The sequence below is a fragment of the Pseudalkalibacillus sp. Hm43 genome (assembly GCF_054170705.1).
This window is the reverse complement of sequence record NZ_CM135129.1, coordinates 1918734-1942679: the sequence shown is the minus strand read 5'-3', so window position 1 is coordinate 1942679 and position 23946 is coordinate 1918734. Positions and strand designations below refer to the sequence as shown.

Sequence of the window (23946 nt, the reverse complement as noted above, 5' to 3'; positions counted from 1 at the left end):
TATATGAAGAATAAATTAAATCTATTAAAAGATGAGACTGGAAGTTCAATTGTTTTAGTTGGGCTTGCAATGGTAGCTCTTATAGCCATTTTGGGACTGGTCATGGACGGTGGTTCTCTCTATATGACAAAAAGCCACTTACAGAAAGTGGCGAATGCAGCAGCTTTATCAGGAGCACAAGAACTTGTAACAGATGAATATGAAGTAGAAAAAGTCGTTCATAAAGTGTTGGATGAACATACTGAAAAGTCTAGTCTTGAGTCTTTATCAATAAAGTTACAAGATGAGGTTCGGGTAACCCTTATGAAAGACGTGCCTTTATATTTTTCGAAATTATTTGGGTTCGAAACTGTTCCAGTCAACGTGCAATCTGCAGCGATTATTAGAGCGATGTCTGAAGCAAAGGGTGCTGCACCACTAGGAATTGATGACTCTGTTCCTTTGGAATTTTATAAAGAGTATAAACTGAAAGTAGGACCTCATGATAATGAATCTGGCGTTTTTGGAGTACTTGCACTAGGTGGAACAGGTGCAAAAACATATGAAGAGAACTTGAGAAATGGCTACCAAAACCCAGTTACTATTGGGGACATCATAGATACTCAAACAGGAAATATAGCTGGAAAAACTAGATCCGTTATTACCGAGCTTGTAAATGCATGTTCAGTATCGGAAGAAGAGATGAAGTCAGGAGCAAACCCTCGCGACTGTAAGCGGATCTTATTAATCCCTGTCTATGAACCTTACGATAATGACCAGAACCAGATGAAGTCAATCAAGGTTACAGGTTTTGCTTACTTTTATGTGAAAGAACCTATGGATAAGAAAAGTACAGAAATCACAGGGATGTTCATCAAACGTACAGGTACTGGTCATGTAGATGAAACAGTTGAAAACAACGGGGCGTATGGAATTAGACTAACAGAGTAGGTGAACATATTGAGGTCAAAACTTGTTTTAACGTTAGCAATTTTAATGGGATTAATTACTACAGTACTGTTTTTTAATTATATGAAGCAATACGATGCCCAGACAGTGGCAAATAAGAGTAAAGTCGAGGTTGTAGTTGCAGCTCAGGAAATCAAACGGAATGTGTCCATCACTAAAGAGATGATAGAGACAAAACTTTTACCTGAAGAAGGAATTCATACTAATGCACTTACGGAGTTGGATTCTGTGATTGGACAGTTTTCAACTGCGGATATCGCTCGAGGTGAGGCATTGCTTTCAAACCATCTACAAAGTGCAAAAGAGGAGAAGTTGTTTGTCTCTCGAAAAATTCGTGATGGTTTTCGGGCTGTGTCAGTTGGGGTGAATTTACCTCAATCCGTATCAAATTTGTTGGAGCCTGAAGATCAAGTGGACGTTATCAATACGGTTAAAGAAGGAGATAAACTTGTTTCAAAGGTTGTCGTCGAAAATGTGACCGTACTAGCAGTAGGGAGGCGAATGGTAGAAACAACGGAGGGCGAAGAATACGTTGAATATACTTCAGTAACCCTGGAAGTAATGCCAAATGAAGCGGTAAATCTTGCAAATGCAACGGAATCAGGTCCATTACACCTCGCACTTAGAAGCAGGGTCAAATCTGGTGAGGAGGCTGCTTCGGATGACAACTGATACGATTGAAACAGTGGAATCTACTGGAACCCAAAAACGTAAGCGTGGCGAAATGATTGCTGTATGTAGTGCGAAAGGTGGAGTTGGCCGTACAGTGATGACGGTCAACTTGGCCGTTTCATTATGTAAAAAGAATATTAGAGTCGGAATATTGGACGGCGATTATATGTTCGGTGATGTAAGTCTTGCTATGGACTTACAATCTGCTTTTACATTAAAAGATGTTATAGAAGATATTGATGATTTAGATGAAGTGACATTGGAAAGCTATTTCAGCCGACATGAGAGTGGTGCTAGGGTGCTAGCTGCTCCAGACCGGCCGGAGTACTCTGAGCTAGTGACCAGAAACCATGTTAATAAAATATTAGATCTCATGCTCACTCAGTTTGATTATGTAGTTGTGGATACTGGTGTAGGTTTACAAGAACAGACTCTGCCATTACTTGAAAAGGCTGACCAGATTTTGATGTTAACGAATTTGGAAATGTCAACTCTTAAAAACACAAAGCTAATGCTGGAAACATTAGAGGCTATTGATTTAAAGGATAAAGTTACAACTGTAGTTAATCGGTCAACAATGGAAAGCGTTATTAATGCATCTGATGTTCCAGATATTTTGGAGAATCGAGAACTTCAATATATTCCAAACGACTTTCAAATTGCTTCTCAATCTTTAAATATCGGCATTCCCTTTGTAATAAATCAGGGGAAAACGGAAATAGCCAAAGCTGTTTTGAAAATGGCGGAACAAATTACCTCAAGAAGAGAAATAAAAGTTTATGAAACCAAACCACCTTCATTCTTTTCAAAAATCTTTCAAAGGTCAAACCATAAGGAGGGGAAAGAATGAGTTTATTGCAAAAAGTGCAAGCGAAAAACCAGGTAAAGTCAGTTCATAACGATCAGCTCGATGATTCGGATACACAAACCGTCCAGAAAAACGATCTTGTTTCAAGCTTCAGACCTCAGAAAAAGCAAGTAAAAGAAGATAAGGTTCAAGAAAAAGAACAACAAAAGTTCAATAAACACCAAGAACTTAAGAATCGTCTACATAAAAAAATCTTAGAAGAAATGAACAGTAACGATGATGTAGAAACTATCATCCCTCAATTAGATGCTATGGCGATTGATATCATAAAGGAAGATGAACAATTCCGGGGAGCCATCGATCGAAAAAAAGTAGTCGAGGAGCTCACAAATGATTTAACAGGTTTTGGTCCGATCAATCCGCTATTATTGGATCCAGAAGTAACAGAGGTCATGGTGAATGGTCCTGGTATGGTTTATATCGAACGTAAAGGTAAACTCATGTTGACGGGCATCCGTTTCAGAGATGATGAACATGTGATGAACATTATTGAAAAAATTGTTTCCCCACTCGGAAGAAGAATTGATGAAAGCTCTCCGATGGTTGATGCACGATTACCTGATGGATCCCGAGTGAATGCTATTATCCCGCCTCTTGCTTTAAATGGACCAACACTTACAATCCGAAAATTTTCAGCTGATCCTTTCAAAATTGATGATTTAATTTCATTTGGCACTTTAACTCGTGAGATGGCAACGTTCATTGAAGCTTGTGTAAAAGCGAGGCTTAATATTTTTGTTTCTGGAGGAACGGGATCAGGGAAGACGACCACACTGAATGTTCTTTCATCTTTTATTTTTGATGATGAACGAATTGTTACAATTGAGGACGCTGCAGAATTGCAACTTGGACAACCTCATGTCATTTCACTTGAATCACGTCCACCGAATATCGAAGGAAAAGGAGCTATCGCAATTCGAGACCTTGTACGAAACTCATTGCGTATGAGACCTGACCGTATTGTGATTGGTGAGGTCCGTGGTGGTGAAGCCCTCGATATGCTTCAAGCGATGAATACAGGTCATGATGGTTCACTCGCAACGGGACACTCGAACAGTCCAAGGGATATGATTTCAAGATTAGAGACAATGGTTTTGCTTGCTGGAGTTGAGCTTCCTGTAAAAGCAATCCGTGAACAAATTTCTGGAGCGCTTGATTTAATTATCCAGCAGTCTCGTTTAAAAGATGGTTCAAGAAAAATCACTAAAATCACAGAAGTACAAGGTCTTGAAGGAGATGTTATTGTCCTTCAGGATATATTCGAATATGAACAAGAAGGGGTCGACGCTGAAGGTAAAATTAGAGGTCGACTGGTACCGACTGGTGTTCGCCCGAAGTTTTATGATTTATTGGAACGTTCAGGATTAGATATTCCTCCAAGTGTGTTCGTGTCTGAGGAGGATTGGGGCTAATGCATTATTACTTGGTTCTTTTAGCTTCGTTTACTTCTTTTTTATTCTTTTATGCCATCCTGCATATGACCTTACTTTCGGATAAGCGCATGACGAAACGAATGAACTATTATTTGTCTAGCTATAACAAATCTAAGCTTGAACGGAAGAAATTCAATCTTTTCTTGGAACTTCAACTTTCAAAACAACGTTTACGCTCGAAAGTCTCAAAAAGGAAGACCCGAAAGCTTGAAAATTTATTAAGAAGATCAGGTATTCCATTAAAACCCGAAGAATTTCTATTGTTCAGATGGATTTCAACTGCATTAGGTGCTGGATTTCTTTTTTTGATTTCAGGTAACTTGCTAATGCTCATTATTGGTGGAGCGGGAGGATATATCCTACCGATGATGTGGGTTAAGAAAAAAGAGAAGAAGCGCATTCAAAGATTTAACGATGGATTAGCGGATATGATTTCAACGGTTGTAGGCTCATTGAGAGCAGGGTTCAGCTTTCCGCAAGCACTCCAAACAGTGGTTGAAGAAGCTGAGGATCCAATTAGCAGTGAAATCGGTTTTGTTCTAAAGGAGATGCAATACGGAAGCTCACTTGAAGATGCCTTGAATGAATTATATGATCGGATGCCTAGTGAAGACTTGGAACTCATGATACAGGCTATTCTCATTCAAAGGCAGGTAGGAGGGAACTTGGCGACCGTGTTGGATAAGATTGTTCAGACTATTCGAGACCGTACCAAAATTCAACGTCAAATCACTACTCTTACTGCACAAGGGAAGCTTTCAGGTATTGTAATAGGATTACTTCCATTAATATTAGCGCTTGTACTGTATTTAATTGAGCCTGATTACATTGGAACTTTATTTACAAATTTCATAGGGATGGTCTTACTTGGGGCAGGACTAATATCCGGTATCATCGGATTCATATTAGTCAAAAAAGTAACCACAATAGAGGTGTAGAGAAATGCTGTATATCAGTTTCTTTGCTGCAGTTACGTTGTTTATCTATTCTATTTACGTGTTTCGTAGCGAAAAAAAAGAGCCTGTAAAAAGAAGGTTATCGACTTTTATCAATAAACAAGATCCTCCTTATCTAGATGAGAACGATGAAACATCTAAACCGTTATATTTACGTCTATTAGGACCGATTTATAAGGATCTCCGTAAAGGTTTCAAGCGAAAAATGAAAAGTGAGAACCAGGCAAAGCTTGAATTGAAACTACTTCAAGCAGGTAATCCTTTTGGGATGACACCATTCGAATATCGGCTTATACAACTAGGTTTAGTTCTATTTATACCTTTGTTAGCTGGCGGATGGGGGGCAATGTCGAAATTTGAATTAGGGGGAATCATTCTTTCCGTTATTATCGCTATGGTAATTGCCATCATTCTTCCCCCATACTATTTAAAAAGTAAAATACGAGAACGATCTCATTCGGCTTTACGAGAGCTACCTGATATATTGGATCTGTTGACAGTTAGTCTTGAAGCTGGTCTAGGTTTTGATGGTGCTTTAAGTAAGGTTGTTTCCAAAAAGGAAGGAGTTCTTTCTAACGAGTTCCATCGTTGCCTTGAAGAAATTCGGTTAGGGAAAACGCGCAGAGAAGCTCTTCGTGGGGTCAGAGAACGACTGACAGTGGATGAAATCAATATCCTCATCAGTAGTATATTACAAGCAGAAAAGCTTGGTATAGGAATGGTCAATGTATTACGTGTTCAATCCGAAGAAGTACGTGATCAACGGAAGCAACGGGCAGAGGAAGCAGCGATGAAAGCTCCAGTCAAAATGTTGTTCCCCCTTGTATTATTTATCTTCCCGAGTTTGTTCATTGTACTTTTAGGACCAGCTGCAATTCAAATGATAGAGGCATTCAGCAAATAACATTTACAATTCATTTTCATTAGCATATAATGGTATCAAATCGAAAGCACTTTAAGGAGGTATGTTTTATGTACAAATTCAATAGCACTCTTCATTCATTAATTGTATATAAAGCACAGCCCCTTAAGGTGAACGTGAAATAGTTCTCTAATTTTTGATGTAGATTTTTCACCATGGGCTGTGCGTCTAGCCTATGGTTTTTTATTTTCTTAAAAATTACACGAGAGACCATCGGTTTATTTTCCGGTGGTCTCTTTACTTTCTACTTAAAAATTGGAGGAAACAAATTTGAATTTACAACAACTTGGTTTTAATGAAGAAAGAAATGAACAAGCAAAACAATGGATTGAAAAAGGTTATGAGCCAGCCCGTGTCTCACAAGAACATAAAGGGATGTATACTTTATTGACAGAACAAGGTGAAGTAATAGGTGCGATTTCTGGGAAAATGAATTATGAAGCGTTTGACCGTGAACATTATCCAGCTGTCGGCGATTGGGTCATGTGTCAGGTACACGGTTCTGAAGACCGTGCCACCATTCATACGCTCCTGCCTCGAACGAGCAAGTTTTCCCGTAAAATTGCGGGCACAACAACTGAAGAGCAGATCATTGCGACAAATATTGATACGGTTTTTCTCGTCAATGCGATGAATAAAGATTTGAATGTCAGAAGAATTGAACGGTATCTTCTGATGGCGTGGGAAAGCGGTGCGAATCCAGTGATCGTACTCAGTAAATCCGACCTGTGTGAAAATGTAGCTGAGCGGGTAAATGAAGTAGAAACAGTAGCTTTAGGTGTCCCGATTCTTGTCATCAGTTCTGAAACAGGTGAGGGAATTGAAGCATTAACACCTTATCTTGTGGAAGGTAAGACCGTTGCTTTACTTGGATCTTCTGGAGCGGGAAAATCAACGCTTGTGAACCGCCTGTATGGCGAGGAAATTCAGAAGGTGAAGGAAATCCGTGAAGGAGATGACAAAGGAAAGCACACGACCACGCATCGTGAAATGTTCTTGCTGCCGCAGGGTGGACTGTTGATTGATACACCAGGTATGAGAGAGCTCCAATTGTGGAATACGAATGATGGACTGTCTGAAAGCTTTCAGGATATTGAAGCTCTTGCGGATACATGTAAATTCCGGGACTGTCAGCATGATGATGAACCGGGTTGTGCCGTGAACGGGGCGATTCAAGCCGGAGATCTGACAGAAGAACGATTTGCATCTTATAAAAAATTGCAAAGAGAGCTTGCCTATCTTGAGCGCAAAAATGACCAAAAAGCGCAGTTGCAGGAAAAGAAAAAGTGGAAGAAGATCGCGAAAATGAGGAGGTAACGATGCTATACAAACAATCGATCCAAACCAATGACCATGATGAAATGATTGATATTACCTCGAGTGTGAAAGAATTGATCAAGAAAAGCGGTGTGCCGAACGGGGTTGCTTATGTGTACTGTGCGCATACCACCGCAGGCATCACAATCAATGAAAATGCAGATCCAGATGTAAAGCATGATATGCTCATGAGGTTGGATGAAATCTATCCATGGAACCACGTGAAATACAAACACGCTGAAGGCAATTCAGCCTCGCACTTAAAGGCGAGTACTGTCGGAAGTTCACAAGTTGTCATCATCGAACATGGCGAGTTGATCCTTGGTACATGGCAAGGAATCTATTTCTGTGAATTCGATGGACCGCGTACACGCAATTATTATGTAAAAGTGATGGAAGGATAAATGATATTACCCAATAAAAAAGGTGACCTTTCAGGATGCTCATAAGAGCCCTGAAGGTCACCTTTTTCCATATTAAACGGATAATGATTTGTCTTTTTGTTGTTCTTGTTTCTTCGCTTCGAGGAATCGTTTCGTTTCTGCGACAACGACTCCGGAAAGTCCGAGAAGTCCGATCAAGTTCGGTACCGCCATCAGACCATTGAAGATATCGGCGAGCGTCCAGACGACGTTGAGGGATACCGTCGTACCGATAAAGACCGCCAATACGAACAGGATGCGATAGTACTTGACGGAATTGTCGCCGAAGAGGTAAGAGAAACATTTTTCACCATAATAAGACCATCCTAGAACCGTCGAGTATGCGAATAGGATGATACCGATTGTGACGATCAACGCACCTGGTTCTCCTAAGAAGCTTCTGAACGTTTCCGTCGTCAGGGCTGCACCATTCAGGTCACCCTTATACATATCACCCATGACAAGGGTTATTCCAGTGATGGAACAGACGATGATCGTATCGATGAATACTTGTGTCATGGATACGAGTGCTTGACGTGCTGGAAAGTCGGTTTTTGCTGCAGCAGCGGCAATCGGTGCCGAACCGAGACCAGCTTCGTTCGAGAATACACCACGTGCAACACCCCAACGGATGACGGCACCTAACGCACCTCCAGCTACCGCTTCCCCAGTAAATGCATCACTAAAGATCAATCCAATTGCATCCGGCACAAGATTGAAGTTCATAATGAGGATGACTAATCCACCGACAACATAGAAGAGCGCCATGAATGGAACAAGGTAGGCTGTCACACGGCCGATGCTCTTGATACCGCCAAGAATGACGAGACCTGTCAAGACCATCAATACGAGTCCTGTTACCCACCCAGGAATGGCAAAGGTCGTCTCAACAGCATCTGCAACCGAATTGGACTGAACCATATTACCGATACCGAAGGCTGCGAAAGCACCAAAGAAAGCGAACATTACACCGAGCCACTTGGCGTTCAGACCTTTATCCAGGTAGTACATCGGTCCACCAGACATCTCGCCGTTTTTGTTCTTGACGCGATATTTTACCGCGAGAATGGCTTCGGCATATTTCGTCGCCATTCCGAATAAAGCACTGAGCCACATCCATAGAACGGCTCCTGGCCCCCCGATGAAGACGGCCGTTGCAACACCTGCGATATTACCTGTACCGATTGTGGCAGCTAGCGCGGTCATCAACGCTTGGAAGTGGGAAATGTCCCCTTCCGATTTTTTATCCTGTTTTTTAGTAAAGGCTAATTTTAAAGAATAAGGAAGTAATGAAAACTGTAAAAACCCGAGTCGGATCGTCAGAAAGATACCCGTACCAACCAATAAGATGAGCAACCAAGGTCCCCAGACCCAACCACTGATCGTGCCCAACCACTCTTCGAAAGCTTGCATCATTATTCCTCCAATCTATATATTATCTCTATTTAAATATTCTCCATATTTTGAAACATGCCTTTTTCTTTTAGTTGAAATTTGTAAAAAAAACAGGAGAATGACTCAAGTTTTGTTCATGATAAAATGAAGCGAAGGGAGAGGTTTCGATGAAAAAAGTATTGTTTGTAGGGAGAGGTGGGATTTCTCGCACACCGATGGCTGCATCTCTATTTGAGAGCATGCTTAAAAAACAAGATTCTCAAGAGGAATTTCTTGTCGAAGTTGCGGCGACAGGTCATTGGCATATCGGTGAATCACCAGATGATGAAATCGTTGAGCTGTTGGAGGAGAAGGGCTGCCAAGTAAAGTGTCAACCTGTTCGGCAGGTTACAGAGGAAGATCTGCAAGCCTTCGATTATCTTGTAGCGATGGATGCGGAAATATTGGGGACCTTGCACCAGATGGCTGGTATGGAGGAAACGGGTGAAATATTAAGGTTGTTGGACTTAGCGGAGACTAGGGAGGAAGATGACATCCCTGATCCTTACGAGACAGGCAATATCGAAAGTGTTTATGACCTGATCTATAAAGGGTGCAAAGCTTTCCTGGGATACTTGTTAAAACAATAAAAACCCGATCCGCTAGAAGCGAGATCGGGTTTTTCGTCCTTAGTGTCGTGTTTTTCGCATGTTTTTCATGATGAAGCTGATGATCAGGATGACCAGGATCGCTCCGATCAAGGCTGGGACAAGAGCAAAGCCACCTAATGATGGTCCCCAGGAACCTAAGAGAGCGGTACCGAGCCATGCACCAATGATACCCGCTATGATATTACCGATAATTCCACCTGGCACGTCTCTGCCGACAATCAGGCCGGCTAACCAACCGATGATACCTCCAATGATTAATGCCCAAATCAATCCCATAATAAATTCCTCCTTTTATTGAAAAATGTTTGTTGGAAATAATTTTAGTTTTGTGATACCCGTCGGAAATGATTCATAAACAATTCATCGTAAATGTTTGGGTTTTCAAAGAACGGGGGAAATTAAATATTATTACAAGATGAAAAAGGAGAGATCATAAATGACGCAAGCTGTACACACACCAGAAAGACAAGCACAACGTACTCCTACACATATTGACGACCACAGACGGAAAGAGGGGAATTTCCTCTGGAAAGGGATCTTGATTGGAGCGGTAGTAGGCGGTCTGGCTGCCTTGATCGACAAAAATACACGCAAAAATGTCCAAGAGCGATCCGTCAAGTTGAAGGACCAAACGACTTCCCTTTATCGGACAGTGCGAGAAGAACCGGCAGTCATCATGAATACAGTCAAGCATACAATGGAAACAACGTCCAAAGCATTGAATGAATTATCACGAGAAGTGAAAGAAGTCGTAGGTAAGATTGAAGAAGTGAAAGAGAACTCCCTTGAAACGTACTCAAGTGTCCGTGAAGTAGGTGGAGAACTGAAGGATGTCTCCAGTAAACTGAAAGAAGCGGGAAGAGAAATTACGGACGTGGATTATAAGGAAAACGACCATAAGTAAGCGATCTTTAAGGAAACTTGAGAGAGGTGAAAGTGACTGTGGGGAGACTTAAACAACCTTCTAAGAAAATCTTCTGGAAGGAATTAATTGAACGAATTAAAGAAGATGAAGTGACAGACTTATCAGCCCAATTGGCTTATTATTTCCTCCTGTCACTTTTTCCATTTCTAATAGTGGCGATTACGATTGTGACGGCTATCATCGATGAAAGTCAATTGTATACTATGCTGGATCGCTATGCGCCTCAGGAGATCATGAATGTCATCCAAGAAAATACGGATGTCATCGGGAGTCAGGGTGGAGCGATCCTGTCCCTTGGTATCATCGGTACTCTGTGGACAGCATCGAATGGAATGAATGCGGTCATCCGGGCATTGAACAAAGCCTATGATGTAGACGAAAGCCGAAACTTCATCGTTGCGAGAGCGGTCGCCATTTTACTTACATTAGGAATGCTTTTGATTATCTTCGTTGCCATGGCGCTGCCTGTCTTCGGTGAGCTGATTGGAAATCTGTTCTTTTATATCGGTATTCCGAATGCTGAAGAAACCTGGGGTATCCTGCGTTGGGTGCTCAGTACAGTCATCATCGCTATTGTCATTACCATCATCTATATGGTCGCCCCTAATAAGAAACTGATCTTGCGGAATGTTTGGGTAGGTGCCGTCGTAGCGACAATCGGGTGGCAGCTTGTATCATTGGCCTTCTCTTTTTACGTAAATAATATGAATGATTATAGTGCGACCTACGGAAGTCTTGGTGGTGTCATCGTTCTGATGCTGTGGTTCTATGTGTCAGGTCTGATGCTGATCATTGGCGGAGAAGTGAACGCGACTTTCAAAAGCCTAGAAGAAGGTACCACTAAGACCTGACATTACACCGCATAAGTCCTGAGGGTAAAGAAGAAACTAAACGTACTCTTCTGAAAAAAGGGGCTTATACAATGAGTAACAATAAAAAGAACCATAATGTAAAGAACCATAAAAAGCATACGAGTGACAGCAAGCATAAGACGAGTAGTTCTGCCAACAAGAAAAACCAATTTCATTAATCAAATATGCCATCCGAACCGGGTGGCATTTCATTATGAAGGGCTGATTATACATATCGACGTTTGAGCACCTATGGTGAAAAGGTATTACTATATTAGTCCTACTAATCGTAACGGAATGAAAATGGAGGGATGTACGTGCGTGTATCTGAATTATTGGTAAAATGTCTTGAAAACGAGGGTGTCGAGTACATTTTCGGTGTACCTGGTGAAGAGAACATCGATTTTCTTGATGCTCTGAAAGAATCGGATATCGAATTCATTACAACGAGACATGAGACAGGTGCAGCTTTCATGGCTGGACAATACGGGAAACTGACCGGAAAGCCCGGGGTCTGCCTTGCCACGTTAGGACCTGGAGCGACGAATCTGGTCACAGGCGTGGCTGATGCGAACATGGACCAAGCTCCACTGATCGCAATCACGGGACAAGCAGGTCTTGAGCGGCAGCATAAGCAATCGCATCAATATTATGATCTCATTTCCTTGTTCAAGCCAGTAACAAAATGGAACACGTCCATTCGGGATAAGGACATTGTGCCGGAAGTGGTCCGTAAAGCGTTCCAGTTGTCGACGAGTGAAAAGCCTGGAGCGGTTCATATTGAGCTGCCAGAAGATATCGCCGCACTTGAAGTAGAAGGGAAACCGTTAGAAGCGATGCCTAATGAACGGTTGTCCCGAGCAGTCGATCCATCTCTGGAAGAAGCTGCTGAATTGATTAATAAGGCGAAGCAACCGGTCGTGTTGGTCGGGAACGGTGTTACGCGCATGCATGCTTCTGAAGCGTTGCAGACCTTCGTAGAAAAAATCAATGCGCCTTTTACAAGTACCTTTATGGGAAAAGGAGCAATCAGCTGGGAGCATCCGCTCAATCTGCAAACAACAGGACTGCAGGATAAAGATCATGTAGCATGTGGCATCGATAAAGCGGATCTGATCATCACAGTTGGATATGACTATGTGGAATATCCGCCATCTGCTTGGAATCCGAACGGGGATAAGCCCATCATCCATATCGATACCCAAGAGACGGAAGTGGATGCCCACTATCCGATGAAAGCAAGCCTTGTCGGGGATATTGGCGTCAACCTGAGTTTGTTGACGGAAAAAGTGGAACAGCGAGAAGAATTGAATCCAGATTTTAAAGAATTACGCTCGAAGTTACTAGAGGACTTGCGTAAAGACGACGAGGACTTGTCTTATCCGATGAAACCACAAAAGGTCGTTGCAGACTTGAGGGAAGTGCTGGATGATGACGATATTCTCTTGTCAGATGTCGGGGCACATAAGATGTGGCTGGCCCGTTACTTCCATTGTGTAAAACCGAATACGTGCCTTATATCCAATGGGTTCGCGTCCATGGGAATTGCGTTGCCAGGAGCGATTGGTGCGAAGCTTGCCATGCCGGATCGTAAGGTTGTCGCTGTGGCCGGTGACGGAGGCTTCATGATGACCGTTCAAGAGCTTGAAACGATGGTACGTTTGAATTTACCGATCGTCGTTGTTGTTTGGACCGATAACCGGTACGGCTTGATTGAATGGAAGCAGATGAACGAATTCGACAGAAGTGCAAACATTACGTTTGAAAACCCGGATCTTGTCCAATTAGCGAAAGCCTTTGGCGCAGAAGGTCTGAAAGTGTTGAGAGCAGAAGAATTCAAGCCGATCATGGAGGAAGCGTTGAAGATGGAGAAACCGGTCATTGTGGATTGTCCGATTGATTATAAAGAGAACATCCGGATGACCGAACGACTCGGAAATATCATCTGCGGCAACGGATGATATTCGACGGACGCCAAAAGTAGGGGATTTCCGAATATATATGGAAAGGGGTGTCTCTCTCATTTAGAGGGATGCCTCTTTTTTCTATGTGATTTAGAAGAAGGAAGTGAAGGGACTCTTATTGGAAAAAGCCGAAACGGAGCTATCATTTCCGATTTTGGATTGTAATTTTAGAATTTGGCTTATAATTCTCGATTTTGGCTTATAATTTCTGAAATTGGATTATAAAACTCGATTTTTGGTTTATAATTTCTGATTTCGGTTTATCATTTCCTCGAAGCAATTTTTACTTCTATAATGTCGGACCGTCATGAAACAGGACCTGGAAATCATACACTAGTACAGCAAGTCCTTAACATGTGGTACACTGAAACTCGGTAATGGTGCCAGGCACCATCACAAGATGCAGGCGTAGCAACGGTTCTCAAATCGTACCTGGTACCATCTTCATTTATGTAAAGGAGCACAGCGGTATGGAAGTACAGAATGCACCACAACATCGCAACAGCATACGCTTAAAGTGGAAATGGATCGGAACCATCCTATTCCTTGCTTATTTTGCTGTGCTTATCTATTTTACTTTGTTCACTTTCAATTATTATGTTTACGGAAAGTCATTCAACCTGGTGCTGTTTGACAGTATCCGGTTGATGTGGAGAAGCGGAGACTACTGGTTGATTTTCAAAAACGTCATCGGAAACATTCTATTGTTCATGCCACTTGGCTTTCTTCTGCCGCTCATTTCAAGAAAGCTCGCTCCGTTCAGACGAATGTTTATCATTTCGTTCGGTATGAGTACTTTAATTGAGCTGCTGCAATTCAATTATGCGAACCGGATCTTCGACATTGATGACATCTTATTGAATGGCCTGGGAGGGCTGGTCGGATTAATCATCTTCAAGATCCTTGCCTTCTTTTACCGATTGTATGAGCGAAACTTCAAATATAAAAAGTGACCATAAAAAAGACGGAATCCCGAGTGGATTCCGTCTTTTACAATTCTCATCATTATTTGCCGAGTACGCGATTCACACGCTTCGTCAACATCTTCATTCCGTCTCCACCAGCTTGGAAATGGCGAAGCTTTCCTTCTGCATCAAATACATAGTAAGCCGGTACATATTGATTCTCATAAGCATCCGTCAACTTATGCTTGTTATCGACGAAAATCGGTTGTGAGATGCCGTGTTCTTCAGCCACTTCTTTCACTTGATCAAGATCCAAGTCTTTTTCAGAACGAGGCATGTGTACAGCAATGACATTCAATTCGTCTTTATAATCATCACGGAATTGGTTGATGTTCGGCATAGCATCTTTACATAGCTGGCAACTTACAGACCAGAAGTGAACGAGTGTCGGCTTGTCTCCGACCAAATCACTTTTTGAAACTTCACCGTTCAACCATTCTGTCGCACCTTCAAATTCAGGCATTTCTGTACGTAATCTCATGTCAAGATCGACTCCTTTATCAACTGAATTATTTAAAATAATTATTATCTAATGGTGATTTTAAAAGTTATAAGACCCTACGTCAATTATTCTGTCTCGAATATAGTATACCTTTGCCTTTGAAACGTTAAACGTTGAAAGGAGGTTTTGAAACGGGAGAAAAATGCGTCTCCAACCAGAGGATCGCTTCCTCAACCATGTTTAACGTAGTTGTGTGCTGGACACCTTCATAACGTGAGAAAGTGATTTTATTTTGATCCGTATAGTAAGGAAGAGCAGTCTTATAAAAGCGATGCTGTATGTCAGAAGGAATAACGTGATCCTTCGAACCGTTCATCATCAGAAGAGGTCGATTATTCAATCTTTCTAACGAGTTAGCAGGATTTAGTGATCGAATCTCTTCCAAAAAAGTTGATGGTTCAAAACCAACATTCTGGAAGTACTCCTCGCATGCCATCCAATCAAAGGACCCGTTCATATTGATGAATCCTTTAATCTTGGAGTCTTTTACAAAAGCTCCTGAGGTCATCATTCCTCCCATGGAACTGCCGAATAAAACAAGTTCCTCAGAGTATGTCTCATATAAATGATTAGTAAGAACCTCGATATCCTCCACACTTCGAATGATCGATTCCCAGAAAAACCGTTCTTGGATCTCTTTTTGAAAAGGATGCTCCAAACCATTCCTTGAATCATGATAGATGATTTCAGGTGTAATGACTTGATAGCCCCATCGTGCTAGGGTAGAGGCTAAAAATCGGATGTTCTGAACGCTGGAACCCCATCCGTGATAGAGTACAATCATAACAGGATTTTGGTCTTGTCTATTTTCGAGTTGATAGTGAACGTAAGGAATTTCTTCAACTTTTTCTCGTCTAACAGATAACATAATTGATCCCCCTCCTTTATCCCGTCACTGTTTCATGGTGTTTACGTGGGTTGAAGAATGAAACGGTGAGGAACAGGACAAGCATCATTCCACCGATCGTAAAAAAGATGCTTCCTTCTTCCAGCACTTGAATGGCTGCTCCTCCAATCAGTGGTCCGAAAATACTGCCGAGGCTGAAACAGATACCCGCCAAAATATTGCCTGCCGGAAGCAATTCTTTCGGAAGAAGATCCGCCATGAATGTAATCCCCATGGAAAAGAGCGAACCCAAAAAGAGTCCTGCAATCAGGAACATGACCGTCAAATAGATGAGTGAGGAATTCAGGGTCATCAGAATGAAACTGACTCCTCCAATAAATAGAGAAGTGACCAATATAGGTTTCCTCCCCAGACGGTCACTCAATAACCCTAATGGTACCTGGAAAATAAGAGTACCTACAGCAAAAGCAGGGAGCAGTATGGAGACCGCATCCACTCCTAAACCTTGCCGGACTGCATAGACAGGGAAGTTACTGTGAACGGTCGTTTCAATAAATCCGTAACCGAACGTCCCGAGCAATCCTGGCCATGACATTTTGAAAACTTTACCGTAACGTTGCCAAGTTCCTTGAAAATCGGCAGTCGTAATGTTTTCAGGGTATGCATGATCGATTCGAATGAGTAAGAGCAACGCAATCCCGCACAACACAGTCGCAACCACGAATGGCAAAGCGGGATGAATATCAATCAATTTCGTCATCACAGGCCCGACTCCAAACCCTAGTCCGAAGGATACCCCATATATAGAGATGTTACGTCCACGTTTTCCTTTTACACTCATAGATGTGAGCCAAACTTGAGTGGCGAAATGAAAAATATGATCCCCGATTCCGATGATCAATCGAAGGATGAACCAGAACCAAATCGCTTGCCATAACGGGAAAATGAGCAAAGAGACTCCGGTTAAGGCGATGCCCGTGACGATCAACCGTTTGTATCCGTACTTATGTAATGGTTTTTCAATGAAAGGGGAGATGACTAAGATCCCGATATAAAAGGCAGAAGCACTGAGTCCATTGATGCTTGAAGACACTCCAGCCTGCTCAAGTAAAATCGCCAAGAGAGGTAGAAGCATTCCTTGTGCAAACCCTGATACGAATACGACGGCAATCAGGACGTTGAAACGGTAACGGACGGAGCGCATAACTTGTACTTCCTTTCATAAGTTGATACATTTTACTATATCTGATATCGCAATACTAACTATTGTGATCTATGTCGAAAATCTTCATCCATTATAACAGAGACAATCATATGATCTCTTCTGAGGAGTGTTAGATTTGGAATTTAAAATGACCGAGGGAGGCTTCACGACAGAGTTCGAATATGGAAGCCTCGATATTTCAGGGAATGAACAATATGGATTCAGACCTTATCAACTATTAGTCTCATCTGTCGCTGTCTGTAGCGGGGGCGTATTGAGAAAGGTACTTGAAAAGATGCGCTACCCTTTCGAAGATATAACGGTAAAAGCTGAAATTGTACGGAATGAAGAAGAAGCGAATCGCGTCGAGAAAATCGAGCTCACATTCCATATTCAAACTGAGAAGTGGGATGAAGGGAAGATTGAAAAGGCGATGCATCTGACGCGTAAAAATTGTTCGATGGTTCAATCGGTCCAAAACAGCATAGAAGTAGTGGAAAAAGCCGAATGGGTCAAACTTTAAAGACTTTTTGTGCATTAGCGATCGGCGCACTCATTCAAGGTCTCGGCATGGGGCTGTTTTTGTTTCCGCATCATATCCCTTCGGGTGGTGCTGCAGGCATCGCGGTCATTAATGAGTATTTCTGGAATATTCCACACGGTTGGTCACTATGGCTCGTTAACGTTCCTTTGTTGTTTGCAGCTGTGAAATTTTTAGGCACCGGCTCAGCTGTGAAAACAATTTTTGCAGTAACGGTGACATCGCTCACTGTCGACGTAATTGGTCTGGTGTTACCGGCTCCGATCTCGGTCCCGTGGGTGGATCTTGTTTTTGGTGCTTGTCTATTCGGGATTGGTGTCGGTATTTTATTCCGTAATGGCGCTTCATCAGGCGGTATGGCGATACTCGCCCAAATGTTCGCTAAGTGGTTCTCACAGTCACCAGGCCGAATGATGTTCTGGATCAACTCAGTGATTTTCGTCGTCACAGCGTTCGTGGTCGGTTGGTGGATTTTCCTGTTCGCAATCGTCACACAATGGCTTGGAACAAAAGTGTTGGATTTCGTTTATAACGGACAGCTCACATTCGTGAAACTTCGTAAGGCACTCCAAATGTAACTGGGGTGCTTTTCTTTAATAAACGCGAAAGGAGGTAAGTAGCATGGCACAGCAGATGGATTTTACAAAAGGATCGGTACCGAAGCAGATGATCGTTTTTTCCGTCCCGATCTTTCTGACGAATATCCTGCAAACTTCTTTTCAGTTTATCGATAGCGTCTGGGTCGGAAATCTATTAGGGTCGGCTTCGCTTGGGGCGATATCCATCTCGGCGACGCTCATTTTTACAATATTATCGTTCATTATCGGTGTAAACAGTGCCTCTCTTACCGTCCTTTCCCAGAAAAAAGGGGCAGACGATGAACAAGGGTTAAAAGAATCGTTGAATGCCTTCGTCTTCGTTCTTGGTATTCTAGCTGTCAGTCTAGGGCTCGTCGGTTTCGTATTAGCCGGTTGGTTGTTGGAATTACTCGGAACTCCGGATGATATCTTTCCTTTAGCGAAGTCGTATTTGCAAGTCAATTTCCTCGGAATCTTGTTCTTGTTCGGTTACAACTTCATTGGAACAGTGTTAAGGGCACTTGGCGACAGTAAGACGCCGATTCGATTCGTGTTCATTGCAGTCGTACTGAACACGATCCTTGATCCATTATTCATCAGCGTGTTCGATATGGGGATTGTCGGGGCAGCTTATGCAACGATCGTGTCGCAAGGATTCGCGTTTGTGTATGGCATCTTCTACTCGGTTTGGAAAGCTGGGGTTCCTTTTGTGACTCCGTATATTCCGCCTCGCTTTTATTTCGTCACTTTGTTCAAGCTCGGTGTACCAGCTGGATTGCAGATGATGGCGATTTCCGGTGGTATAGCAGCGATTATGGGTATCGTTGCTCATTTCGGCACCGACGTGGTCGCCGGGTTTGGAGCTGCGCAGCGGATTGATAGCATCATCATGCTTCCTGCCTTTACATTAGGATCGGCCGTAAACAGTATGGCTGGGCAGAACATTGGAATTCGTTCATGGGACAGGGTGGATGCGATATCGCGGAACGGAATTTATCTGATTCTTGGTGTTTCCTTTACGATCAGTACGATCGCTTATTTAAGCGCGGATAGCTTGATTCGACTGTTTGTGCAGGATCAAGAGACCATAGAATTCGGTGCGACCTATTTGAAAAGTGTCGCGTTCTTCTATCCTTTCCTCGGAATCAATTTCGTCCTGAACGGGATTGTCAGGGCGGCAGGGGCGATGGTTCAAGTACTCATCCTGAATCTCATCTCATTCTGGGTGCTTCGTGTTCCGTTGACCTATTTCTTCTCCAGATGGTTAGGTGAAGAAGGGATTGCTTTCGGTATAGGAACCAGTTTCATCATCAGCAGTATCATCGCGTACGCCTATTATAAGTTCGGCAATTGGCGTGAGATTGAAATTTTTAAAGAGGAAGCGGACCAACGCACATAATTGGAACGGAGATGTACACCCTTTCTGTTAGGAAGACGAGCAGAAGGGTGTTTTTTTATGCAGCGGTATTATTCTAGAATCTACTGGCATTTCACCGGTTCTCCGAAAGGGTCGACACCAGGTGTATTAAGTCCGGATGAATTGTTGAAAAAGAGTAAGCCTAAGTCTGTTGAAGAATCGGTAGAGATTCTTTTAGCGATATTAAATTCGCAAGTGCTGGAAGCTACGAGTGAAGAAAAGGTCGGAGATTACAAGACGAATCCGTTTTGCAGCACGACAGACATTCCGTTCAAGGACCTCGTCGAGCATGCGGTTTTTTATGGGAAGGCTGCTATCGGTTTTAAGGCTGAAGCGATCCATGACATCTTTTTGCCGATCTGTTATGTCTCTGACAAACATTCGCTACAAGGGGAGTTGCTGAGTGACGTGCATCCTTTGTTGGATTACATCAAGCTGACCGACTTCCATCCTGATGAAGGTCATACCTTTTACAGGGAAAGAGAGTGGCGAAAGGTAGGTGACTTTCATTTTAAAAAGGAAGAAGTCGCAGCCATTGTCGTACCGGACGAATCTGTAAAGCACGTCCATGATTTCTTGACGGACCATCGGTTTCCTGAAGACATTTCGGTTCTATCGTGGCGCTTGATTGAAGAAGCGTGAAACCTTGAATCAGCATCGACAAAGTTTTTATTTTATCAATCAAACATTTGTTTAAAGGGCTCTAGAGTGCGCTGTTATAGGAAAGTGATTTTCATTCAATCGCTTGTTTGACATTATGAAAAATTTGGCATGTAGATTTTATCTCTTCTAGAAAAAAATAAAGATATGAAAGGAGCATGTCCGATGAGAAAGTTGGGTATTATGATTGCCTGTTTCGGGCTCTTGTTATGGCCTGATCAAGCATTTTCAGCAGAAAAAGCAGAGAAAGCAAAACAATCCGAAAGAGTTTCTATTCCGAATTCGACGGTGTCGATTTCGAAAGAGAACACGTATCCGAATGCCACGCAAGATCTTCCGGATCTACAACCGAGCGAGTTGACGCGTGAAATGTTTTCAACGACTAAGATCAAGATCGAAAATCCGGAACTTATCCGACTCTTTAATGAATCACACATTTCACCAACGAAAACGGCGATCGGTTACCGGGCTAGCATTTACTTAGGTCAATGGCCGTTAAACTACGAATCGGCTGAAACGAATGTGAACTGGGAGTACCACAAAGTGAATGTGAATCAGCTGAACAACCGTGGTGGAACAGCTATACAGCAATTGCGCTTCGTACAAGAAAACGAACAGAAAGTGTCTGGAGGATTGACTGCGAAAGTGGAGAGCAGTGATGACGTCCAGAAGATGATGATGATCAAAGCTTCCGAAAAGACGCAGTTACCGCTATCGTTCACGACAGTGATTGGCAGAGGTACGAAAAAAGAGAATGTGTACAATATACCGCCGAAGAAAGTCGGTTATCTGTCTGGATATGTACCGGCAGTCAATGAAAAAGGAAGAGTGACCTACGGTGAGGTGTACATCAACCTGAAAGGGAACAAGAAAAGTATCGAAGTGAAAAACGTGACGCACCAAGGAATCGGTGCTTGGATTCCGGTCCAGGATTACATCACCTTCCGTTTCAACATGACGAACTAACTTCGAGTATTACGAAAGGGCTGACGATCCAAATTGAGTCAGCTCTTTGTTTTTGCATCATATAAAAAGGTGCACCAATAGTTGGTACACCTCGTTACATGGATTGTTCATTCTGTTGTTCAAGATCGATCCAATCGTCACTCCAGCGTTGAATCTCACCGATGACTTCTTTCAATGAGTTACCTTTGTCGGTCAACGTGTACTCGATACGTACCGGCGTTTCCGGATAGACATCACGTTTGACAATCCCTACCGATTCAAGCTCTTTCATGCGTTCTGTAAGCATGCGATCACTCATATCAGGAATTTGCTTTTTTATATCTTTAAATCGCTTCGGGCCGGACATCAGTACACGTATGATCAGACCTGTCCACTTTTTTCCAATGATTTCAATAGCAGCTTCATATTTCGGGCACATGTTTTCAAAGTTCTTCATCAATCCTCACCTCAAATCTTTCTCTGAGATTGAATCCTTACATTTAGTGTAAAGTTTAAACTTACTTTTGTAAAGCGATACAGATGATTGGGTCTCTTGCGCACCCCGGAAACGGAGAAATGGCTAGATCGCACCCTGTAAGAGGCTCTTGCGCACCCCGAAAACGGAGAAATGACGAGATCGCACCCCGTAAGAGACTCTTACGCACCCCGAAAACGGAGAAATGGCGAGATCGCACCCCGTAAGAGGTTCTTGCGCACCCTGAAAACGGAGAAATGACGAGTTTGCACTCCGTAAGAGGAGCTCTTGCGGCCCTTGTAAGACACAGAAATGATGAGATCGCAAAAATCTGTTATGATATTAACGTAAATCAGAAAGGGGACTGCTTTTATGGGTAATTCCATCAATGATAAGTCAACACAGATGCATTACATTCAGAACCGTATCGATATGTTGTTGAAAGTGTTGGACAACATCGATCCAGAAACAGCTGGCGTTGAGGAAATCGATCGAATCATCGCGATGCTGGATGAACTTGAATTGAAATGCAAGCAATTCCGTCACGATTGGAACGAGTAAACAAATCTGACGAATGAAATGCTGGATTTTGTTATACTGAACTTAAGATATGTAGTTTTGATTACGCTTACACAAGAAATTTGGACATATATGACCACGTGATGAGGGAAAGCATCATGTGAAATCTTACGAATAAAGGGGTCATCGGGGAATGGAAAAGCTGAAAGAAAGTATGTATCAACTCATCGTTGAAACATCAACCAACTTACCAAAGGACGTCCGTCGAGCAATTGCGAAAGCGAAAGCTCAAGAGAATGCAGGCACAAGAGCCGCAATGTCTCTGGATACGATCAGTGAAAATATTTTAAAAGCGGATGAAAATGTATCTCCGATCTGTCAGGATACAGGTTTACCGACTTTTAAAATCAAAACGCCAATCGGTGTCAATCAGTTGAAGATCAAAGATGCAATCATCGAAGCAATCAAGGAAGCAACAGACAATACAAAGCTTAGACCGAATTCGGTTGACTCCATAACTGGAGCGAACAGTGGTGATAACCTTGGACCAGGAACACCGGTCATCAAGTTCGAGCAATGGGAAGAGGATTATATTGATGCGCGCCTGATTTTGAAGGGTGGCGGATGTGAGAACAAGAACATCCAATACAGTCTGCCGACTGAACTGGAAGGTTTGGGCCGTGCAGGACGTGATCTGGATGGCATCCGTAAATGTATCATGCACTCCGTCTACCAAGCACAGGGACAAGGATGTAGTGCAGGTGTCATCGGAGTTGGAATCGGTGGCGACCGTACTTCTGGTTACGAACTTGCAAAAGAGCAGCTGTTCCGCACATTGGAAGACACCAATTCGAATGAAGACCTCCGTAAGCTAGAAGAGTATGTGATGGAGAATGCGAACAAGCTCGGAATCGGAACGATGGGCTTCGGTGGAGAGGCGACGCTTCTCGGTTGTAAAGTCGGCGTCATGAACCGTATTCCTGCAAGTTTCTTCGTGTCGGTTGCGTACAACTGTTGGGCATATCGCCGTCTCGGTATCAAAATGGATCCAAATACGGGTGAAATTACAGAGTGGTTATACCAGGAAGGCGAGAAGATCGACTTCAAAAAAGAGATGGAAAAAGCAGCTGCTTCTCTTGATGAAGAAGTGAAGGATGAAGTCCGTGAAGTCGTATTGGAAGCACCGATTACAGAAGAACAGATCCGTGAGCTCCGTGTCGGTGATGTTGTGAAAATCAACGGTGTGATGCATACAGGTCGAGATGCGATCCATAAGCATTTGACGAGCAATGATGCACCGATCGATCTGAACGGTCAAATCATCTATCACTGTGGACCGGTCATGATGAAAGATGCAAATGGCGAATACCATGTAAAAGCAGCAGGACCAACGACGAGTATACGTGAGGAGCCTTATCAAGGCGACATTATGAAAAAGTTCGGAATCCGCGCTGTAATAGGAAAAGGCGGTATGGGACCGAAAACGTTGAAAGCGTTGGAAGAACACGGCGGCGTTTACCTGAACGCAATCGGTGGAGCGGCACAATACTATGCGGAGTGTATCAAGAAAGTCGATGGCGTGGACTTGCTTGAGTTTGGTATTCCGGAAGCGATGTGGCATCTGCAAGTGGAAGGATTCACGGCAGTCGTGACAATGGACTCCCACGGAAACAGTCTTCACCACGACGTTGAGAAGTCATCACTTGAGAAACTCGCGCAATTCAAAGATCCAGTATTCAAGTAAATAAGAATTAATAAGAATGATGAGAAAACCGGGGAATTTCCCCGGTTTTTTTGATTGAGAGTTCTTTGTGTACCTGGCACCGATTAAGACCCCTTTGCGCAGTTGAGGTTTCACACGGTGCCAGGTACACTTAAGAAATTCAGTCGTATCAACGGTTCCAAAACGGTACCTGGTACTGGTGGTTCGCTGAATGACTGGTAATCGATTCCTTGTATGGTTAAAATCT

General features: G+C 42.8%; 26 protein-coding genes. 20 read left to right on the top strand and 6 right to left on the bottom strand.

Features of this window, described 5'->3' with window-relative positions; all coding sequences use genetic code 11:
* Positions 1-3: 3 nt before the first annotated feature.
* The 8 genes from ACXQIQ_RS10325 (at position 4) to ACXQIQ_RS10290 (ending at position 7520) form a co-directional block, all read left to right on the top strand.
* A complete protein-coding gene (locus ACXQIQ_RS10325; RefSeq protein ID WP_439302093.1) occupies positions 4-930 on the top strand; it encodes a pilus assembly protein TadG-related protein in 927 nt (308 codons plus the stop codon).
* A 9-nt stretch (positions 931-939) separates the two neighbouring features.
* Positions 940-1620: a Flp pilus assembly protein CpaB gene (gene cpaB / locus ACXQIQ_RS10320; RefSeq protein ID WP_439302092.1), complete on the top strand. Its 681-nt coding sequence runs from the start codon at positions 940-942 to the stop codon at positions 1618-1620.
* A complete protein-coding gene (locus tag ACXQIQ_RS10315) occupies positions 1610-2470 on the top strand; it encodes an AAA family ATPase (protein ID WP_439302091.1) in 861 nt (286 codons plus the stop codon). The genes cpaB and ACXQIQ_RS10315 overlap by 11 nt, the downstream gene beginning before the upstream one ends.
* Positions 2467-3900: a CpaF family protein gene (locus ACXQIQ_RS10310; protein WP_439302090.1), complete on the top strand. Its 1434-nt coding sequence runs from the start codon at positions 2467-2469 to the stop codon at positions 3898-3900. The genes ACXQIQ_RS10315 and ACXQIQ_RS10310 overlap by 4 nt, the downstream gene beginning before the upstream one ends.
* A complete protein-coding gene (locus ACXQIQ_RS10305) occupies positions 3900-4859 on the top strand; it encodes a type II secretion system F family protein (protein ID WP_439302089.1) in 960 nt (319 codons plus the stop codon). The genes ACXQIQ_RS10310 and ACXQIQ_RS10305 overlap by 1 nt, the downstream gene beginning before the upstream one ends.
* Positions 4860-4863: 4 nt before the next feature.
* Entirely contained in the window at positions 4864-5781 is a 918-nt protein-coding gene (locus tag ACXQIQ_RS10300; protein WP_439302088.1) for a type II secretion system F family protein, read from the top strand.
* Between the two features lie 288 nt (positions 5782-6069).
* Positions 6070-7116, top strand: coding sequence for a ribosome small subunit-dependent GTPase A (gene rsgA / locus ACXQIQ_RS10295; RefSeq protein ID WP_439302087.1), 1047 nt, complete (start codon positions 6070-6072; stop codon positions 7114-7116).
* Between the two features lie 2 nt (positions 7117-7118).
* A complete protein-coding gene (locus ACXQIQ_RS10290) occupies positions 7119-7520 on the top strand; it encodes a secondary thiamine-phosphate synthase enzyme YjbQ (protein WP_439302086.1) in 402 nt (133 codons plus the stop codon).
* Between the two features lie 72 nt (positions 7521-7592).
* Here the strand turns inward: ACXQIQ_RS10290 and ACXQIQ_RS10285 are convergent, their stop codons facing one another.
* Positions 7593-8954 carry an alanine/glycine:cation symporter family protein gene (locus ACXQIQ_RS10285; protein WP_439302085.1) on the bottom strand — a complete coding sequence of 454 codons (1362 nt, stop codon included), beginning with the start codon at positions 8952-8954 and terminating at the stop codon, positions 7593-7595.
* 146 nt (positions 8955-9100) lie between these two features.
* On the opposite strand from ACXQIQ_RS10285, the gene ACXQIQ_RS10280 reads away from it, so the two are divergent.
* On the top strand, positions 9101-9562 hold the full coding sequence (locus ACXQIQ_RS10280; protein WP_439302084.1) for an arsenate reductase/protein-tyrosine-phosphatase family protein: 462 nt from the start codon (positions 9101-9103) through the stop codon (positions 9560-9562).
* A 39-nt stretch (positions 9563-9601) separates the two neighbouring features.
* Here the strand turns inward: ACXQIQ_RS10280 and ACXQIQ_RS10275 are convergent, their stop codons facing one another.
* Entirely contained in the window at positions 9602-9859 is a 258-nt protein-coding gene (locus ACXQIQ_RS10275) for a GlsB/YeaQ/YmgE family stress response membrane protein (RefSeq protein WP_439302083.1), read from the bottom strand.
* Between the two features lie 160 nt (positions 9860-10019).
* On the opposite strand from ACXQIQ_RS10275, the gene ACXQIQ_RS10270 reads away from it, so the two are divergent.
* From ACXQIQ_RS10270 to ACXQIQ_RS10255, 4 genes are all read left to right on the top strand, one after another.
* The gene (locus tag ACXQIQ_RS10270; protein WP_439302082.1) at positions 10020-10487 is read left to right on the top strand and encodes a YtxH domain-containing protein; all 468 of its coding nucleotides are present in this window, start codon (positions 10020-10022) and stop codon (positions 10485-10487) included.
* Positions 10488-10525: 38 nt separating this feature from the next.
* Positions 10526-11359, top strand: a complete 834-nt coding sequence (locus ACXQIQ_RS10265; protein WP_439302081.1) for a YihY/virulence factor BrkB family protein — start codon at positions 10526-10528, stop codon at positions 11357-11359.
* 317 nt (positions 11360-11676) lie between these two features.
* Positions 11677-13320 carry an acetolactate synthase large subunit gene (locus tag ACXQIQ_RS10260; protein ID WP_439302080.1) on the top strand — a complete coding sequence of 548 codons (1644 nt, stop codon included), beginning with the start codon at positions 11677-11679 and terminating at the stop codon, positions 13318-13320.
* Positions 13321-13793: 473 nt separating this feature from the next.
* Positions 13794-14276 (top strand): VanZ family protein, encoded by a 483-nt coding sequence (locus tag ACXQIQ_RS10255; protein WP_439302079.1) that lies wholly within the window; start codon positions 13794-13796, stop codon positions 14274-14276.
* A 52-nt stretch (positions 14277-14328) separates the two neighbouring features.
* On the opposite strand, the gene ACXQIQ_RS10250 is transcribed toward ACXQIQ_RS10255, so the two are convergent.
* From ACXQIQ_RS10250 to ACXQIQ_RS10240, 3 genes are all read right to left on the bottom strand, one after another.
* Positions 14329-14769 (bottom strand): redoxin domain-containing protein, encoded by a 441-nt coding sequence (locus ACXQIQ_RS10250; RefSeq protein ID WP_439302078.1) that lies wholly within the window; start codon positions 14767-14769, stop codon positions 14329-14331.
* Between the two features lie 127 nt (positions 14770-14896).
* The gene (locus ACXQIQ_RS10245) at positions 14897-15658 is read right to left on the bottom strand and encodes an alpha/beta hydrolase (protein WP_439302077.1); all 762 of its coding nucleotides are present in this window, start codon (positions 15656-15658) and stop codon (positions 14897-14899) included.
* A gap of 16 nt (positions 15659-15674) precedes the next feature.
* The gene (locus tag ACXQIQ_RS10240) at positions 15675-16841 is read right to left on the bottom strand and encodes an MFS transporter (protein ID WP_439302076.1); all 1167 of its coding nucleotides are present in this window, start codon (positions 16839-16841) and stop codon (positions 15675-15677) included.
* A gap of 136 nt (positions 16842-16977) precedes the next feature.
* Here ACXQIQ_RS10240 and ACXQIQ_RS10235 point away from each other — a divergent pair, with 136 nt between their 5' ends.
* The 5 genes from ACXQIQ_RS10235 to ACXQIQ_RS10215 all read left to right on the top strand — a co-directional run bounded on the left by ACXQIQ_RS10235 (position 16978) and on the right by ACXQIQ_RS10215 (position 21003).
* Positions 16978-17364, top strand: a complete 387-nt coding sequence (locus tag ACXQIQ_RS10235; protein ID WP_439302075.1) for an OsmC family protein — start codon at positions 16978-16980, stop codon at positions 17362-17364.
* Complete coding sequence (locus ACXQIQ_RS10230) at positions 17349-17960, top strand: YitT family protein (protein ID WP_439302074.1); 612 nt, start codon at positions 17349-17351, stop codon at positions 17958-17960. Before ACXQIQ_RS10235 ends, ACXQIQ_RS10230 begins: the two co-directional genes overlap by 16 nt.
* A gap of 43 nt (positions 17961-18003) precedes the next feature.
* Positions 18004-19359: an MATE family efflux transporter gene (locus ACXQIQ_RS10225; protein WP_439302073.1), complete on the top strand. Its 1356-nt coding sequence runs from the start codon at positions 18004-18006 to the stop codon at positions 19357-19359.
* 57 nt (positions 19360-19416) lie between these two features.
* Positions 19417-20019: an abortive infection system antitoxin AbiGi family protein gene (locus tag ACXQIQ_RS10220; protein ID WP_439302072.1), complete on the top strand. Its 603-nt coding sequence runs from the start codon at positions 19417-19419 to the stop codon at positions 20017-20019.
* Between the two features lie 183 nt (positions 20020-20202).
* Positions 20203-21003 (top strand): YfkD family protein, encoded by an 801-nt coding sequence (locus ACXQIQ_RS10215; RefSeq protein WP_439302071.1) that lies wholly within the window; start codon positions 20203-20205, stop codon positions 21001-21003.
* 94 nt (positions 21004-21097) lie between these two features.
* Here the strand turns inward: ACXQIQ_RS10215 and ACXQIQ_RS10210 are convergent, their stop codons facing one another.
* Complete coding sequence (locus ACXQIQ_RS10210; RefSeq protein ID WP_439302070.1) at positions 21098-21439, bottom strand: winged helix-turn-helix transcriptional regulator; 342 nt, start codon at positions 21437-21439, stop codon at positions 21098-21100.
* A 390-nt stretch (positions 21440-21829) separates the two neighbouring features.
* Here ACXQIQ_RS10210 and ACXQIQ_RS10205 point away from each other — a divergent pair, with 390 nt between their 5' ends.
* Positions 21830-22018: an SE1561 family protein gene (locus ACXQIQ_RS10205; protein WP_226551664.1), complete on the top strand. Its 189-nt coding sequence runs from the start codon at positions 21830-21832 to the stop codon at positions 22016-22018.
* A gap of 151 nt (positions 22019-22169) precedes the next feature.
* The gene (locus ACXQIQ_RS10200) at positions 22170-23720 is read left to right on the top strand and encodes a fumarate hydratase (RefSeq protein ID WP_439302069.1); all 1551 of its coding nucleotides are present in this window, start codon (positions 22170-22172) and stop codon (positions 23718-23720) included.
* Positions 23721-23946 lie beyond the last annotated feature (226 nt).

Bases quoted from the DNA above. Each gene is read 5' to 3' on its own strand.
- ACXQIQ_RS10325 (WP_439302093.1), top strand. From the start codon at position 4: ATGAAGAATAAATTAAATCTATTAAAAGATGAGACTGGAAGTTCAATT.
- ACXQIQ_RS10315 (WP_439302091.1), top strand. From the start codon at position 1,610: ATGACAACTGATACGATTGAAACAGTGGAATCTACTGGAACCCAAAAA.
- ACXQIQ_RS10310 (WP_439302090.1), top strand. From the start codon at position 2,467: ATGAGTTTATTGCAAAAAGTGCAAGCGAAAAACCAGGTAAAGTCAGTT.
- ACXQIQ_RS10305 (WP_439302089.1), top strand. From the start codon at position 3,900: ATGCATTATTACTTGGTTCTTTTAGCTTCGTTTACTTCTTTTTTATTC.
- ACXQIQ_RS10300 (WP_439302088.1), top strand. From the start codon at position 4,864: ATGCTGTATATCAGTTTCTTTGCTGCAGTTACGTTGTTTATCTATTCT.
- ACXQIQ_RS10290 (WP_439302086.1), top strand. From the start codon at position 7,119: ATGCTATACAAACAATCGATCCAAACCAATGACCATGATGAAATGATT.
- ACXQIQ_RS10285 (WP_439302085.1), bottom strand. From the start codon at position 8,954: ATGATGCAAGCTTTCGAAGAGTGGTTGGGCACGATCAGTGGTTGGGTC.
- ACXQIQ_RS10280 (WP_439302084.1), top strand. From the start codon at position 9,101: ATGAAAAAAGTATTGTTTGTAGGGAGAGGTGGGATTTCTCGCACACCG.
- ACXQIQ_RS10275 (WP_439302083.1), bottom strand. From the start codon at position 9,859: ATGGGATTGATTTGGGCATTAATCATTGGAGGTATCATCGGTTGGTTA.
- ACXQIQ_RS10270 (WP_439302082.1), top strand. From the start codon at position 10,020: ATGACGCAAGCTGTACACACACCAGAAAGACAAGCACAACGTACTCCT.
- ACXQIQ_RS10255 (WP_439302079.1), top strand. From the start codon at position 13,794: ATGGAAGTACAGAATGCACCACAACATCGCAACAGCATACGCTTAAAG.
- ACXQIQ_RS10250 (WP_439302078.1), bottom strand. From the start codon at position 14,769: ATGAGATTACGTACAGAAATGCCTGAATTTGAAGGTGCGACAGAATGG.
- ACXQIQ_RS10245 (WP_439302077.1), bottom strand. From the start codon at position 15,658: ATGTTATCTGTTAGACGAGAAAAAGTTGAAGAAATTCCTTACGTTCAC.
- ACXQIQ_RS10240 (WP_439302076.1), bottom strand. From the start codon at position 16,841: ATGCGCTCCGTCCGTTACCGTTTCAACGTCCTGATTGCCGTCGTATTC.
- ACXQIQ_RS10230 (WP_439302074.1), top strand. From the start codon at position 17,349: ATGGGTCAAACTTTAAAGACTTTTTGTGCATTAGCGATCGGCGCACTC.
- ACXQIQ_RS10225 (WP_439302073.1), top strand. From the start codon at position 18,004: ATGGCACAGCAGATGGATTTTACAAAAGGATCGGTACCGAAGCAGATG.
- ACXQIQ_RS10220 (WP_439302072.1), top strand. From the start codon at position 19,417: ATGCAGCGGTATTATTCTAGAATCTACTGGCATTTCACCGGTTCTCCG.
- ACXQIQ_RS10215 (WP_439302071.1), top strand. From the start codon at position 20,203: ATGAGAAAGTTGGGTATTATGATTGCCTGTTTCGGGCTCTTGTTATGG.
- ACXQIQ_RS10210 (WP_439302070.1), bottom strand. From the start codon at position 21,439: ATGAAGAACTTTGAAAACATGTGCCCGAAATATGAAGCTGCTATTGAA.
- ACXQIQ_RS10205 (WP_226551664.1), top strand. From the start codon at position 21,830: ATGGGTAATTCCATCAATGATAAGTCAACACAGATGCATTACATTCAG.
- ACXQIQ_RS10200 (WP_439302069.1), top strand. From the start codon at position 22,170: ATGGAAAAGCTGAAAGAAAGTATGTATCAACTCATCGTTGAAACATCA.